This is a genomic window from Arthrobacter sp. B2a2-09 (assembly GCF_027587375.1).
Lineage (GTDB): Bacteria > Actinomycetota > Actinomycetes > Actinomycetales > Micrococcaceae > Arthrobacter.
The window spans coordinates 84,975-98,418 of sequence record NZ_JAMXIC010000004.1; the positions used below are offsets into that span (position 1 = coordinate 84,975).

12 protein-coding genes and 1 tRNA gene are annotated in these 13,444 nt (G+C 62.3%); all 13 read left to right on the forward strand.

The window, feature by feature from the left end; translation table 11 throughout:
* The first annotated feature begins 90 nt into the window (after window positions 1-90).
* The 13 genes from eno (at window position 91) to NFJ07_RS06090 (ending at window position 13,434) form a co-directional block, all read left to right on the forward strand.
* The gene (gene eno / locus NFJ07_RS06030) at window positions 91-1,371 is read left to right on the forward strand and encodes a phosphopyruvate hydratase (protein ID WP_269993197.1); all 1,281 of its coding nucleotides are present in this window, start codon (window positions 91-93) and stop codon (window positions 1,369-1,371) included.
* 157 nt (window positions 1,372-1,528) lie between these two features.
* Window positions 1,529-2,266: an FtsB family cell division protein gene (locus NFJ07_RS06035; RefSeq protein WP_269993198.1), complete on the forward strand. Its 738-nt coding sequence runs from the start codon at window positions 1,529-1,531 to the stop codon at window positions 2,264-2,266.
* Window positions 2,267-2,322: 56 nt separating this feature from the next.
* Window positions 2,323-3,039: a DUF501 domain-containing protein gene (locus NFJ07_RS06040; protein ID WP_269993199.1), complete on the forward strand. Its 717-nt coding sequence runs from the start codon at window positions 2,323-2,325 to the stop codon at window positions 3,037-3,039.
* Complete coding sequence (locus NFJ07_RS06045) at window positions 3,036-3,992, forward strand: Ppx/GppA phosphatase family protein (RefSeq protein WP_269993200.1); 957 nt, start codon at window positions 3,036-3,038, stop codon at window positions 3,990-3,992. The genes NFJ07_RS06040 and NFJ07_RS06045 overlap by 4 nt, the downstream gene beginning before the upstream one ends.
* Window positions 3,993-4,008: 16 nt before the next feature.
* The gene (locus NFJ07_RS06050) at window positions 4,009-5,397 is read left to right on the forward strand and encodes a S8 family serine peptidase (RefSeq protein ID WP_269993201.1); all 1,389 of its coding nucleotides are present in this window, start codon (window positions 4,009-4,011) and stop codon (window positions 5,395-5,397) included.
* A 72-nt stretch (window positions 5,398-5,469) separates the two neighbouring features.
* Window positions 5,470-6,924, forward strand: coding sequence for an NAD(P)/FAD-dependent oxidoreductase (locus tag NFJ07_RS06055; protein ID WP_269993202.1), 1,455 nt, complete (start codon window positions 5,470-5,472; stop codon window positions 6,922-6,924).
* Window positions 6,925-7,045: 121 nt separating this feature from the next.
* Complete coding sequence (locus tag NFJ07_RS06060) at window positions 7,046-7,966, forward strand: N-acetyltransferase (protein ID WP_269993203.1); 921 nt, start codon at window positions 7,046-7,048, stop codon at window positions 7,964-7,966.
* A 42-nt stretch (window positions 7,967-8,008) separates the two neighbouring features.
* Window positions 8,009-8,082, forward strand: a tRNA-Leu gene (locus NFJ07_RS06065).
* Between the two features lie 242 nt (window positions 8,083-8,324).
* Entirely contained in the window at window positions 8,325-9,554 is a 1,230-nt protein-coding gene (locus tag NFJ07_RS06070) for a branched-chain amino acid ABC transporter substrate-binding protein (protein ID WP_269993204.1), read from the forward strand.
* An 81-nt stretch (window positions 9,555-9,635) separates the two neighbouring features.
* Window positions 9,636-10,655 (forward strand): branched-chain amino acid ABC transporter permease, encoded by a 1,020-nt coding sequence (locus NFJ07_RS06075; protein ID WP_269993205.1) that lies wholly within the window; start codon window positions 9,636-9,638, stop codon window positions 10,653-10,655.
* On the forward strand, window positions 10,652-11,854 hold the full coding sequence (locus NFJ07_RS06080; protein ID WP_269993206.1) for a branched-chain amino acid ABC transporter permease: 1,203 nt from the start codon (window positions 10,652-10,654) through the stop codon (window positions 11,852-11,854). The genes NFJ07_RS06075 and NFJ07_RS06080 overlap by 4 nt, the downstream gene beginning before the upstream one ends.
* On the forward strand, window positions 11,847-12,734 hold the full coding sequence (locus NFJ07_RS06085; RefSeq protein ID WP_269993207.1) for an ABC transporter ATP-binding protein: 888 nt from the start codon (window positions 11,847-11,849) through the stop codon (window positions 12,732-12,734). Before NFJ07_RS06080 ends, NFJ07_RS06085 begins: the two co-directional genes overlap by 8 nt.
* On the forward strand, window positions 12,721-13,434 hold the full coding sequence (locus NFJ07_RS06090; RefSeq protein ID WP_269993208.1) for an ABC transporter ATP-binding protein: 714 nt from the start codon (window positions 12,721-12,723) through the stop codon (window positions 13,432-13,434). Before NFJ07_RS06085 ends, NFJ07_RS06090 begins: the two co-directional genes overlap by 14 nt.
* Window positions 13,435-13,444 lie beyond the last annotated feature (10 nt).

Below are 13,444 nucleotides of genomic sequence, written 5' to 3' on the forward strand. Positions count from 1 at the left end.
TGGCCGGTCTCGACTAGGCTAGTGGCGACGAGGACGTCGAGAATTTCCCTCAAGATTCCCAGTAAATCGCTTCACCATAAGGAGCAGTCCATGGCGCTTATCGATGCCATCCACGCCCGCGAGATCCTTGATTCCCGCGGAAACCCGACAGTAGAAGTTGAAGTTCTGCTTTCCGATGGCCAGATCGGCCGCGCGGCAGTTCCCTCCGGTGCTTCCACCGGCGAGCACGAAGCCGTTGAACTGCGCGACGGCGACAAGGGCCGTTACCTCGGCAAGGGCGTCCAGAAGGCCGTTGACGCGGTCATCGACGAAATCGCCCCGGCCCTGATCGGCTTCGACGCCACGGACCAGCGCAGCATCGACCAGGCCATGATCGACCTCGACGGCACCCCGAACAAGGCAAAGCTCGGCGCCAACGCCATCCTCGGCGTTTCCCTCGCCGTGGCCAACGCAGCCGCCGCCTCCGCGGACCTGCCCCTGTACAAGTACCTGGGTGGCCCGAACGCCCACGTCCTGCCCGTCCCGCTGATGAACATCCTCAACGGTGGCTCCCACGCCGACTCGGACGTCGACATCCAGGAATTCATGATCGCTCCGATCGGCGCCGAGACCTTCTCCGAAGGCCTGCGCTGGGGCGTTGAGGTCTACCACAACCTCAAGTCCGTCCTGCAGGCCAAGGGCCTCTCCACCGGCCTCGGTGACGAAGGCGGCTTCGCGCCGAACCTGCCGTCCAACCGCGCTGCACTGGACCTGATCCAGGAAGCCATCAAGAACGCTGGCTACACCCCGGGCAAGGACATCGCCCTGGCCTTGGACGTCGCCTCCTCCGAGTTCTACAAGGACGGCGCCTACCAGTTCGAAGGCAAGGCACTCTCGGCCACCGAGATGAGCGCCTATTACGCCGAACTCGTTGCCGACTACCCGCTGGTCTCCATCGAAGACCCGCTGGACGAAAACGACTGGGAAGGCTGGAAGACCCTCACCGACGCGATCGGCGACAAAGTCCAGCTGGTTGGCGACGACCTTTTCGTCACCAACCCGATCCGCCTGCAGCAGGGCATCGACTCTGCCACGGCCAACTCCCTGCTCGTCAAGGTCAACCAGATCGGTTCCCTGACCGAAACCCTGGACGCCGTTTCCCTGGCCCAGCGCTCCGGTTACACCACCATCACCTCGCACCGCTCCGGCGAAACCGAGGACACCACCATTGCTGACATCGCCGTTGCCACCAACGCGGGCCAGATCAAGACCGGTGCCCCGGCCCGCTCCGAGCGCGTCGCCAAGTACAACCAGCTGCTGCGCATCGAAGAAGAACTCGACGACGCCGCACGTTACGCCGGCCGCAGCGCTTTCCCGCGTTTCAAGGGCTAGTATCCGCTGAAACAGCTGACCGGTGGCTATGGTGGAAAGACCATAGCCACCGGTTCTGTTTAACGGAATGTGCGAGCACTTCGGCAAACCGCAGGCTCCGTGAGGCACGCAACGCGCAGCAACCCGCCAGGCAAGCACCAGGCATTACAGGAGTGTCATGGCCACCCGCCGCCCCAAGGTCCCCAGGGCAGATGCCCTCGGCCGCTCGCCCCAGAAGAACCCCGACGGCGGCCATGTTATCCGTGCCGACTTCGGCGAGTCCCGCAAGGCAACCTCTGCGCAGCAGGAGACCCCGGTTCACGTCGGGTCCAGGACGTCGTCGAACGCCAGAGCCGAAGGCAGCACCCAAAGCAAGGGCCAGTCCGGCTCAAAGGCTGGTTCTGCCGCGAAATCGGGTCGTTCTCTTCCGGGCAAGCCGGGAAACACCCCGGTTGTCGGCAAGGCATCCAACAAAACGTCCGGCGCAGTCTCCACCCACCTCGACAAGGACCACAGCGCGCGCCCCGTGCCCGCGAAGGCGTTCTCCGGCCGCATGCTTGCCCTCGCCGTGGTGATGATCGCGATCACCATCATGCTCGCGCCCACAGTCAAGATCTGGTTGGAGAAAAAGGCGGAAATCTCCGGCCTGGAAGCCGACATCGCGAGCAAACAGGCCGATCAGGCCAGCCTCCAGAAGCAGATCACACGGTGGCAGGACCCCAACTACGTGAAACAACAGGCCCGGGACCGCATTAACATGGTTATGCCGGGTGAAGCAGGCTACTGGGTGTTTGGTGGGGACGTTCCCGCCGGCACGCCGGGCGGAAGCACCAGCTCAGGAGCTTCCGGAAGCCCATCCAATCTGCCTTGGGTGGATGGGCTCTGGGAATCCATCAGGCGCTCGGCAACAGACTAGACGCGGTGCCCGCCGCCGTCGCGCCCTCATCGGCGCGGCCAAACAGGGCAGGAAGGATGGCAGCGCCAGTGGAAGACAACTCGGCACCTGCATCGCAGGAGTCCCGCAAGCCATCAGCACACGATCTTGAAATCCTCAGCCGCCAGCTCGGACGGCCGGTGCGCGACGTCGTCGAAATCCCGGCGCGCTGCGTGTGCGGCAACCCGCTGGTCGCTGCGACCGCTCCGAGATTGAGCAACGGCACCCCGTTTCCGACGACGTTCTACTTGACGCACCCCGTCATCACCGCCGCCGTGTCGCGCCTGGAAGCCGGCGGGCTCATGAATGAGATGAACGAACGGCTCACTGCCGACGAGCCTTTGGCTGCGGCTTACAGGAGCGCCCACGAAGCCTACCTTCAGGCTCGTGACGAGATTGCCGGACGTGCCGGCACCGGGGACGTCCCCGAGATCGCAGGCGTCTCTGCCGGCGGCATGCCCACCCGCGTCAAGTGCCTGCACGTGCTCGTTGGCCACTCGCTGGCGGCCGGTCCCGGCGTCAATCCGCTCGGCGACGAGGCCATCGAGGCGATCAGCGAATGGTGGACCGCGGACCGATGCTATTGCGACGGCGCGTGGGACAGCGCGGGGGAGGCCCCGTCCAAGGATCTCAGCCGCCACGGGCCGCAGGGCCTGCCTGACATCGTTGGCCGTCCCGCCCCTGTCCGCAAATCCACGTCCTCCCAAGCAACAGAGGCACCAAGGGAATCAGCCGCAGGGGAGCTCAACGTATGAACCGGGTAGCTGCCATCGATTGTGGCACCAATTCGATTCGCCTCCTGATCGCGGATTCCAACGGCGCGGACGCCGGGTCTCCATTGCGGGACGTTGTCCGCGAGATGCGCGTGGTGCGCCTCGGCCAAGGGGTTGACGCCACCGGCGAGCTTGCCCCCGAGGCGCTCGAACGCACCTTCGCGGCAACCGCCGACTACGCTGAGCTGATCCGCCAACATGGTGCCGGGGGCGTCCGTTTCGTGGCAACTTCTGCCAGCCGCGACGCCCGCAACCGGGACGTCTTCGTTGACGGGATCCGGCACCTGCTGGGCGTCGAACCCGAGGTCATCTCGGGCGACGAAGAAGCCGCCCTGTCCTTTGCCGGTGCAAGCAGCGTGCTTCCTTCACGCGGCAAGGACCCGGTGCTGGTGGTGGACCTCGGCGGCGGAAGCACGGAGTTCGTCCTCGGAGACTCCGACGGCGTCATTGCCGCCAAATCCGTCGACATCGGCTGCGTGCGGCTGACTGAACGGCACCTCCGCAGCGATCCTCCGACGCCGGAACAGATCGCCGCAGCGGAAGCCGACGTCGACGCAGCCATTGACCTCGCCGCCCGTACGGTCCCGCTGGGCCGGGCCACCGCCGTCGTGGGCGTTGCCGGATCGATCACCACCATCACGGCGCACGCCTTGGGCCTGGGCGAGTACGATCCCGCACTGATCCACGGTGCCAGCCTGGACCTGGCGACCATTAGCGACGCCGCCACAAGCCTGTTGGAAATGAGCCGCGAAGAGCGTGCCCGGCTGCCCTACATGCATCCTGGACGCGTTGACGTCATCGGAGCCGGAGCCCTCGTTTGGCGCCGCATCCTCCAGCGCTTGGCCGAGCTCGCAGAGGGCTCCATCACCGCGGCCACCTCCAGCGAGCATGACATCCTCGACGGCATCGCGCTGAGTATTCCGAGTAATCGGTAAGAGTGGGTATTCGCTGATGGCATTGCCACACGGTTGGCGCCGCCGGACAGTATCGGCCGCGCTGGCCGCCATGCTGGCCGGGGGAAGCCTTGCAGGGGCCCTGCTCACTGCGCCTGCGGCGTTCGCCGACTCTTGGCGGGACAAGGAATACTGGCTCAACGAGTACGGCATTTCAGCAGCCTGGCAGGTATCCAAGGGCGCGGGGGTGAAAGTGGCCATCATCGACAGCGGGGTGGACGGGCTACACCCCGATCTCAAGGGGGCGGTGGTCGGCGGAACTGACGTTTCCGGTGCGGGCGATCCGAACGGACAGAAGAGCATCGGGGCAAAACCGGAGCACGGGACCCTCGTCGCCACCCTCCTGGCAGGGCGTGGACACGCTTCGGCCAGCCCTTCGGCGTCTCCGTCGGCCAGTTCGTCTCCTTCGCCCGATTCCGGTGTTGGCCCGGACGGAATTGTCGGCGTGGCCCCCGAGGCCCAGATCTTGTCCGTTTCCGCTTGGCTTGGTTCGCCGAATCCCGCGGGCAAGACGGACCAGGAACAGATTCCCGAAGCTGTTCGATGGGCAGTGGACAACGGCGCCAAGGTCATCAATATTTCCCTCGGCAGCACCTCGCCGGACTGGCCCCAAAGCTGGGACGCGGCCTTCCTCTATGCCGAACAAAAGGATGTGGTGATCGTGGCCGCGGCGGGCAACCGGATCGGCGGAAATGTCCAGGTGGGCGCGCCCGCCACGATTCCGGGTGTACTGACCGTGGCAGGACTTGACCGGAACCGTACCGCCAGCGTCGATGCTTCTTCGCAGGGAATCAGCATCGGCGTCTCGGCACCCTCGGAACAGCTGGTGGGTGGCCTGCCCGGGGGGAGCTATGAAGATTGGGCCGGCACGTCCGGCTCCGCGCCGATTGTCTCCGGCGTCGCTGCACTTATCCGCTCGAAATGGCCGGATATGAGCGCCAAGCAGGTCATCAACAGGATTGTGTCCACGGCGGTGGATGCGGGGGCGCCCGGGAAGGACCCTATCTATGGCTACGGCATCCTCAACGCCGAGGCAGCGCTGAAAGCCGATGTGCCCGAGGTGGCGAGCAATCCGGTGGGATCCATTGCGGAATGGATCCGGGTCCATCGGCGCGGGGACCTCAGCAGCCCTACACCTCAGCCAACGTCCAAACCGAGCATCCCCGCCGCCACCTTGGCAGATCCCACAGTTCCTGCGGCGAAGGCGCCCTCGCAGGCCGACACTGCGGTTCCGGCCGCTGTGGTCATCGGCTTCGGTTCGCTCTTCGTGGCGATCCTTGCGGGCGCCTCCGTCCAATTGAGGCGCGCCTACCGGACCTCCCCGGAACTGCCCGACGAGCCCGCGACGGGCGTGGTGGACGTCGTGGATCCGAGTGGTCCGAAATAGCCCCTGGAGACGGCGCGGCAGCCTCGGGAAATAGTTAGTGAAGATTTTCACAAGGTGCTGTACTCTATTCTTATGGCAACCACCCCTGAGCTCATTGACCGTCCCCGTGTTCTCGTTGTCGGCGGCGGATACGTCGGCCTGTACGTAGCACTCAAGCTGCAGAAGAAGATCGCGAACGCCGGCGGAATCGTCACCGTCGTTGATCCCCTTCCCTACATGACCTACCAGCCCTTCCTCCCCGAAGTGGCCGGCGGCAACATCGAGGCACGCCACGCCGTCGTCTCGCACCGCCAGCACCTCAAGCAGACGGAACTCATCCAGGGCCGCGTCACCAGCATCGACCACCAGAACCGCACCGCTGTTGTTGCTCCGGCCGACGGTGGAGAGCCTTTCGAGATCCCTTACTTCGACGTCGTGGTTGCCGCCGGTGCCATTACCCGCACCTTCCCCATCAAGGGACTCGCTGACGAAGGCATCGGCCTGAAGACCATCGAAGAAGCGGTCGCCCTGCGAAACAAGGTCCTTGAGCGCATCGAGGTCGCCTCCACCATGACGGATGCCGCCGAGCGCGCCAAGGCCCTGACCTTCGTGGTTGTGGGTGGCGGTTTCGCCGGTATTGAGTGCATCACCGAGATGGAAGACCTCGCCCGCGCTGCCGTCAAGAACAACTCGCGCATCCGCCAGGAAGAAGTCCGCTTCGTTCTTGTCGAAGCCATGGGCCGCATCATGCCTGAGGTCACCGCATCCCAGGCCGAGTGGGTTGTTGAACACCTGCGCAGCCGTGGCATCGAGGTCCTGCTCAACACCTCCCTCGATAACGCCGAGGGTAGCCTCAAGCTCATCAACCTGCCGGACAAGACCCCTGCCCAGGAGTTCGAAGCCGACACCCTCGTGTGGACTGCAGGCGTGCAGGCCAACCCGATGATCCGTTCCACCGACTTCCCGCTCGAGCCGCGCGGACGTGTCCGTGTCCTCCCGGACCTGCGCATCGCCGGCGACGAAGGCATCATCGACAACGCGTGGGCGGCCGGCGATATCGCTGCCGTTCCGGACCTCACGGGCAGCGGCCTGCCGGACGGCACCTGTGTTCCGAACGCCCAGCACGCACTGCGCCAGGCCAAGCGCCTCGCCAAGAACCTGTGGGCTTCCCGCTGGGACAAGCCCATGGGCGACTACAAGCACAAGAACCTCGGTGCGGTTGCCGGCTTCGGCGAATGGAAGGGCGTTGCCAACATCAACATCCTGGGCCGTATCGGCCTCAAGGGCGGACTCGCCTGGCTGGCCCACCGCGGCTACCACGGCTTGGCCATCCCCACCGGTGAGCGCAAGGTCCGCGTGATCTTCAACTGGCTCCTGGGCATGACCATGGGTCGCGACACCACCCAGCTGCTGGACCTCGACAACCCGCGGGGAGCCTTTGTGGCCGCGGCCACCCCGGCTCCCAAGCCGGCCGCCGCGCCCGCGCCGGCTGCTGAGCCTGCTGAGCCTGCTGAAGCCAAGGCTCCGGTCACGGCTGACGCCAAGTAGCGATACCCCAAGTAGTTCCGCCGACGGCGGCCTTCTCCCATTCGGGAGGCGGCCGCCGTCGTCGTTTACTCGTGGCTTTACGCAGGGTCCTGTCCGCGACGGCGGGTCCTAGACTTGCAGCATGGCTGGCGAAAGCGATCTGACGACCCTCCTGACATCCATGCATCCCGTGGTTCGAGACGGCGATTACGTGTACGCATTGTGGCCGCACGGCAAACCGCTTGAGGGCAATATCGAAGCTGCTGTCCGCGAAGCGGAGGGCCTCACCGTGGTGCTTCGGCGCGAGGAAGCCGAGCGTCTGGGACTGTCCTACGATTTCGTGGCGGCGTGGATCACTCTTCAAATTCACTCTGCGTTGGAAGCCGTGGGGCTCACCGCGGCAGTCAGCTCTGCCCTTACGGCGGCTGGTATCAGCTGCAATGTCCTTGCCGGGTTCCATCACGACCACCTGTTGGTTCCATCCGCCGAGCGCGGCCACGCCATGGACGTGCTTGAACTGCTGGGCCAAGGTGTGGTGCTGCGCACGGAGAGGCGTGCGGACCGCGAGTCCGTGCTTGCGCTCACGGCTGCCGCCTTTTCCACTAGCCCGGTCACCGGGTTGCCCGTCGAAGGAGTCCCGGCCGAAGTAAAGCTGCTACGGGAACTGTTCGACTCCGATGAGTACCTGCCGGAGTTCAGCATCGTGGCCGAGATCGGCGGGGAGATCGTAGGCCACGTCATCAGTACCCGCGGCCGGATCGGGGAGCTCCGGCTTTTGGGACTGGGCCCGATCAGCGTCCAGCCGCACCTGCAGCGGCGCGGCATCGGATCTGCGCTCTTGCGGGAAACCGCCCGGCGCGCCGAGGATGCGGGCGAACCGGGCATCGCCTTGCTGGGCAGCACTGAGTACTATCCTCGCTTCGGTTTTCTTCCCGCCGGCAAGCTGGGCGTGATGGCCCCCGACGCCGGGTGGGGAGACCATTTCCAGTTGTTGCCCCTCAAAGCATGGCCCGACGGCGCCAGTGGAACCTTTCGCTATGCCGCGCCGTTCCAAGCGCTCTAGGAGACAAAGTAAGGGGGTGCGCTGGGTTACCATTATCCGGGCGCCCCAGTAGCCCAATTGGCAGAGGCAGCGGACTTAAAATCCGCGTGTTGTGGGTTCGAGTCCCACCTGGGGCACGCACGCGACGTGCGTTCCTTTCCGGCCCTCCTGTTTGCGCCAAGCTGCGCAGTGACACGAATTTAACCGTGCGTTCATAAGAAGGGTTGTCCGCGCGCGGCGGTCATCCACCGTTATTAGATCCTGACCTGCATATATGTGTTCTAGGACACATATTTGGTAGTACTCTCATGGAACATGTTCGAAGTGAAAGTGACTTCGGGCGAATGACCACGAATCATACGCACCGCGGAGGCTATTTATGTACAGGAAGAAAGTCATTTCGGCGATGGCAGCAGCGGCCACCCTCGGCATGCTCGTGGCGGGCTGTGCGAATCAGACCGCCCCTAGCGGCACGGAGACCTCGGGGGCCAGCGGCAGGATCAACATCCCTTCGATTTCCAAAGTCGACGTTCCTGCCGCAGCTGTTTTGCCTGCAGGCGATGGCAAGGGAACATGCCCGTCCACGACAACCCTTGCTTATGCCGGTGCCGAAACGGGACCGAACGCCCAGCTGGGTATCAACATCTTCAACGGCATCCAACTGGCGATCAACCAGCACAACGCCGCGAACCCCGGATGCCAGGTCCAGTTCAAGAAGTTCGATACTGAAGGCGATCCGAACAAGGCCACGGGCCCAGTGACGCAGATTGTTTCCGAGCCGGACATCATCGGAGTGGTGGGCTTGCCGTTCTCCGGAGAGTCCAAGGCCACCGGCAACATCTTCGAACAGAAGGGCTTGGTGCACATCACGCCCTCCGCTACCAACCCGAGCCTGACCAAGAACGGCTGGACCACTTTCTTCCGCGCCCTCGGCAATGACGCCGTCCAGGGTCCAGCGGCAGCAAAGTTCCTTACGGACAAGCTGCAGGCAAAGAAGGTCTACCTGGTCCAGGACGATTCTGACTACGGCATCGGTTTGGGAACCACAACCTCCCAGGCTCTTGGCTCTGCGATGGTGGGGTCCGACAAGGTCGTCACTGGCCAGAAGGACTTCTCGGCCGTGATTTCCAAGATCATGAACGCCAAGGCAGACACCGTCTACTACGCCGGCTACTACGCAGAGGGCGCTCCCTTCGACCAGCAGCTGGTTGCAAAGGGATTCACCGGATCCTTCGTGGGCCCGGATGGCGTGAAGGATGACCAGTTCATCAAGCTGGCAGGCGACGCGTCGTCCAACTCGTACTTCACCTGCCCCTGCATCCCGGGTGAGCTGATCCCGAGCTTCGAGACCGAGTACAAGAAGCTGGCCAACGCTGAGCCCGGAACCTACTCCATTGAAGGTTACGACGCCGTCACGGTCTTGCTCTCGGGGATCGACAAGGGCAAGCAGTCCCGTGCGGACCTTCTTTCCTGGGTCAAGTCCTACGATGCGGATGGCCTGTCGAAGCACTACAAGTGGGATTCAACCGGCGAGCTGGCAACACCGGATGTCTATGGTTACAAGGTTGAGAACGGCAAGATTGTTCCGATCGGCGTAATCGGCAAGTAATACCGGCAGCCCATGTGAATGCTGGGGGTCAGCATCCGTGCGGACCCCCAGCATTTCTCTTGAACGCATCAGGAAGTGCCCATGATCAGTGAAGTAATTCCCAGCCTGCTCCACTCCGTTCCCGTGGACGATACGTGGATCACCTTCGACGTAAACTCCTTTACCCAGAACTTCTGGAGTTCCACCTTTGACGGATTGACCTTCGGGGCAATCTACGCGTTGGTTGCCCTTGGCTATACCCTCGTTTACGGTGTTCTCAACCTCATCAACTTCGCCCACTCCGAAGTCTTTATCACGGGCTGCTACGGGGTGTTCTTTACCCTCAGTGCCTTGAATTTTGGCCCGTCCGCTCCAAGGCTGGCTTTCTGGGCCATCGTGGGAAACCTCGTCCTCGCCCTGATTGTGGCCATAATCGCCTCGGCCTTGATGGCGGTGATCGTGGAAAGGGTGGCTTATAAACCTTTGCGCCAGCGCAAGGCGCCCCGCCTGGCATTCTTGATTACCGCCATCGGTGTTTCCTTTGCCATTCAATACACCATCTACTGGTGGCGCGGACCCAGCCCGGAAGCGGCACTGACGATGTTCCGGCCCGCGGCAATTTTCGACGTCTTCGGGACAATCGTCGATTCGCAGCAGGTGGTTATTGTCATTGCTGCGATTATCCTGATGATCGCCACTGATCAATTCATTAGGCGGTCCCGGACCGGCCGAGGCATCCGCGCCGTCGCGCAGGACCCGGATACCGCAACTTTGATGGGTGTCAACAAGGAAAAGATCATCGTGACCACCTTCATCATCGGCGGTATTTTGGCCGGTGCGGCAGCTCTGTTCTACGTCATGAAAATCCCGTCGGGGGTGCAGTACAACGGCGGATTCATCCTCGGCGTCAAAGCCTTCGCCGCTGCTGTTCTGGGAGGCATCGGCAATGTGCGCGGTGCCTTGCTGGGTGGGCTGCTGATCGGTTTGATTGGAAACTACGGCCAGGTGCTCTTGGGCAGCTCACAATGGACGGACGTTGTGGCCTTCGTTGTCTTGGTGTTGGTGTTGATTGTGCGACCCGAAGGCGTCTTGGGTAGCTCGCTAGGAAAGAGTAAGGCATGAGTACAACAGACGGGCCCACACTTATTCCGGATGATGCCTCGGCGCAGGAGATTGCCGATCGCGAAGCCAAGATGCGGCGCCGTAAAGGCTGGTTCCCGGGGCTAAGCGACAGATGGAATGCGCTTCCGCGGCAAACTCAATGGCTGATACTGATCGTCGTGGTTGTGCTTGCGTACTTGCTTCCTATCCTCAATCCGCCGCTGATCACGACGGAACCGGGCAACAATTGGCAAATTGCGCTCGCGCAAATGTCTGTCTATGCCTTGGTGGCTGTGGGCTTGAACGTGGTGGTCGGCTATGCGGGCCTTCTTGACTTGGGCTACGTGGCGTTCTTTGCCCTGGGTTCCTACACAGCGGCAATGTTTACCAGCCCGGACTCGCCGTATGTGCACATTCCCTACTTGTGGACGCTTCCGCTGGCGATGGCGGTAGCCATGTTCTTTGGCGTGGTCCTGGGTGTGCCTACGCTTCGCCTCCGCGGCGACTACTTGGCTATCGTCACGCTTGGCTTTGGCGAGATCGTGCGCATTTTGGCCACCATCATTCCGGCAATGAAAGGCCAGGTTGGTTTCCAGAACGTCGGCCACCCTCCGGGGACGGATTCAAGCGGCCAACCGATCTTCCTGAACTCAAGCGGAACTCCGTGGTACTGGTTGACGCTGACCATCATCATCGTGGTGCTCTTGGCCGCCGGAAACCTGGAGCGCAGCAGGGTGGGACGCGCGTGGATTGCCATCCGTGAGGATGAAGACGCCGCGGAAATCATGGGCGTCCCCACGTTCAAGTACAAGGTCTGGGCGTTCGCGATTGGTGCTTCCGTGGGCGGACTCTCGGGTGCTTTGTTCGCCGGCCAGGTAGGTTTTGTGAACAACCAGAAATTTGATATCGCGACTTCGATCTTGTTCGTCGCCGCTGTTGTCATGGGCGGCACGGGAAACAAGGTCGGTGCGGTTCTTGGCGGTTCCCTGGTGGCATATATTCCGCTCCGCTTTACCGCGATTGCCGAGTTCAAGTATTTGATCTTCGGTGCGGCGCTGGTGATCATCATGATTTTCCGCCCCGGCGGCCTCCTCCCGGCACGCCAGAGTCTCCTCGCGTACGGGCGCCTGGCTTACAACAAGCTCAAGGGCGCCATGGGCGACATCCCTGCTTCGGGCAAAGTCGTTTTGGAACCGGGAAAGGGGTCTGGCAATGAGTGAAGCGATCGAACCGGATATTGATGTCGACGCACTCAAGGAGCAGGGTGTGGACCTGGAGGTTGCCGAGAGGGTAGCCCCTGAGAGGGACATTGTCACCAAGGTGGGCGAAGCCTTGGTCCAGGTCCAAAACCTGACGATCAAGTTCGGTGGCCTCACGGCTTTGGACAATGTCACGTTCGATATCAACCGAGGCGAAATCCTCGGTTTGATCGGTCCCAACGGTGCCGGTAAAACCACTTGTTTCAACGCCATGACGGGCGTGTACAAACCCACTTCGGGAAAGGTCTTGCTGGAAGGCCAGCTGCTCAACGGACTGCCGCAGCACAGGATCACCAGACGAGGTTTGGCCCGGACCTTCCAGAACATCCGCCTTTTTGGCGAGATGACAGCTTTGGAAAACGTGGTTGTTGGCCTCGACGCACGCCACCGCACGAGTATCGGCGGGGCACTCCTGCGTCTGCCGACCCATGTCCGGGAAGAGAAAACGGCAATTGAACGCGGCATGGCATTGCTTGAGTTCGTGGGCATCGCTGATCATGCCCACTTCTTGTCGAGGCACCTCCCTTATGGGTACCAGCGTCGCCTGGAAATTGCGCGGGCACTGGCCACGGACCCCAAGGTCCTGTGCCTTGATGAGCCTGCAGCCGGATTCAATCCCGCGGAAAAAGAAGAACTCATGGCCCTCATCCGGACCATCCGTGACGACGGCTACACGGTTCTGCTTATTGAGCACGACATGAAGTTGGTCATGGGCGTGACCGACCGGATTGTGGTCCTGGAGTTCGGGAAAAAGATTGCGGATGCGTTGCCCAAGATCATCCGCGATGACCCGAAAGTTATTTCCGCCTATCTCGGGGAGCCTGAAGATGACCTTGCTTGAGCTGAAGAACATATCCGTGCACTATGGTCGGATCCAAGCCATTTCCGACATGTCATTCAGTGTCGAAGAAGGCGAAATTGTCTCGCTCATCGGTGCCAATGGTGCTGGCAAAACCACCACCATGAGGACCATCTCCGGATTGCTGACTCCGTCGGCTGGTTCCATCACCTTCGGCGGTAAGGACATCACCAGGATGAAAGCGCACATCCGGGTCGTCCAAGGGATTTCCCAAGCGCCCGAGGGACGCGGAATCTTCCCCGGCATGACGGTGGAGGAGAACCTTGACATGGGTTCCTACGGCCGTAAGGACCGGACCAAGGTGGCAGACGATTTGGAGCGCGTCTTCGATCTGTTTCCACGGTTGAAGGAGCGCATCAAACAGCGTGGCGGCACCATGAGCGGTGGCGAACAACAGATGCTTGCGATCGGCCGGGCGCTGATGTCCAACCCCAAGTTGCTGCTGCTGGATGAACCCTCCATGGGGCTTGCTCCGCAGTTCATCCGGCAGATCTTCAAGATCGTCACCGAGATCAACAACCAAGGCACTACGGTGCTTCTGGTGGAGCAAAACGCCAACCAGGCCCTCGCGCGTGCACACCGTGCTTTTGTCCTTGAAACCGGGTCAATTACGCACAGGGGCACCGGCAAGGAACTGCTCGCCAATCCGGCGGTCAAGGAAGCGTACCTCGGCGTCGGATAGCCGCATGTGC

Excerpts from the sequence above, each read along its gene's own strand:
- eno (WP_269993197.1), top strand. The coding sequence starts at position 91 with ATGGCGCTTATCGATGCCATCCACGCCCGCGAGATCCTTGATTCCCGC.
- NFJ07_RS06035 (WP_269993198.1), top strand. The coding sequence starts at position 1,529 with ATGGCCACCCGCCGCCCCAAGGTCCCCAGGGCAGATGCCCTCGGCCGC.
- NFJ07_RS06040 (WP_269993199.1), top strand. The coding sequence starts at position 2,323 with ATGGCAGCGCCAGTGGAAGACAACTCGGCACCTGCATCGCAGGAGTCC.
- NFJ07_RS06045 (WP_269993200.1), top strand. The coding sequence starts at position 3,036 with ATGAACCGGGTAGCTGCCATCGATTGTGGCACCAATTCGATTCGCCTC.
- NFJ07_RS06050 (WP_269993201.1), top strand. The coding sequence starts at position 4,009 with ATGGCATTGCCACACGGTTGGCGCCGCCGGACAGTATCGGCCGCGCTG.
- NFJ07_RS06055 (WP_269993202.1), top strand. The coding sequence starts at position 5,470 with ATGGCAACCACCCCTGAGCTCATTGACCGTCCCCGTGTTCTCGTTGTC.
- NFJ07_RS06060 (WP_269993203.1), top strand. The coding sequence starts at position 7,046 with ATGGCTGGCGAAAGCGATCTGACGACCCTCCTGACATCCATGCATCCC.
- NFJ07_RS06070 (WP_269993204.1), top strand. The coding sequence starts at position 8,325 with ATGTACAGGAAGAAAGTCATTTCGGCGATGGCAGCAGCGGCCACCCTC.
- NFJ07_RS06075 (WP_269993205.1), top strand. The coding sequence starts at position 9,636 with ATGATCAGTGAAGTAATTCCCAGCCTGCTCCACTCCGTTCCCGTGGAC.
- NFJ07_RS06080 (WP_269993206.1), top strand. The coding sequence starts at position 10,652 with ATGAGTACAACAGACGGGCCCACACTTATTCCGGATGATGCCTCGGCG.
- NFJ07_RS06085 (WP_269993207.1), top strand. The coding sequence starts at position 11,847 with ATGAGTGAAGCGATCGAACCGGATATTGATGTCGACGCACTCAAGGAG.
- NFJ07_RS06090 (WP_269993208.1), top strand. The coding sequence starts at position 12,721 with ATGACCTTGCTTGAGCTGAAGAACATATCCGTGCACTATGGTCGGATC.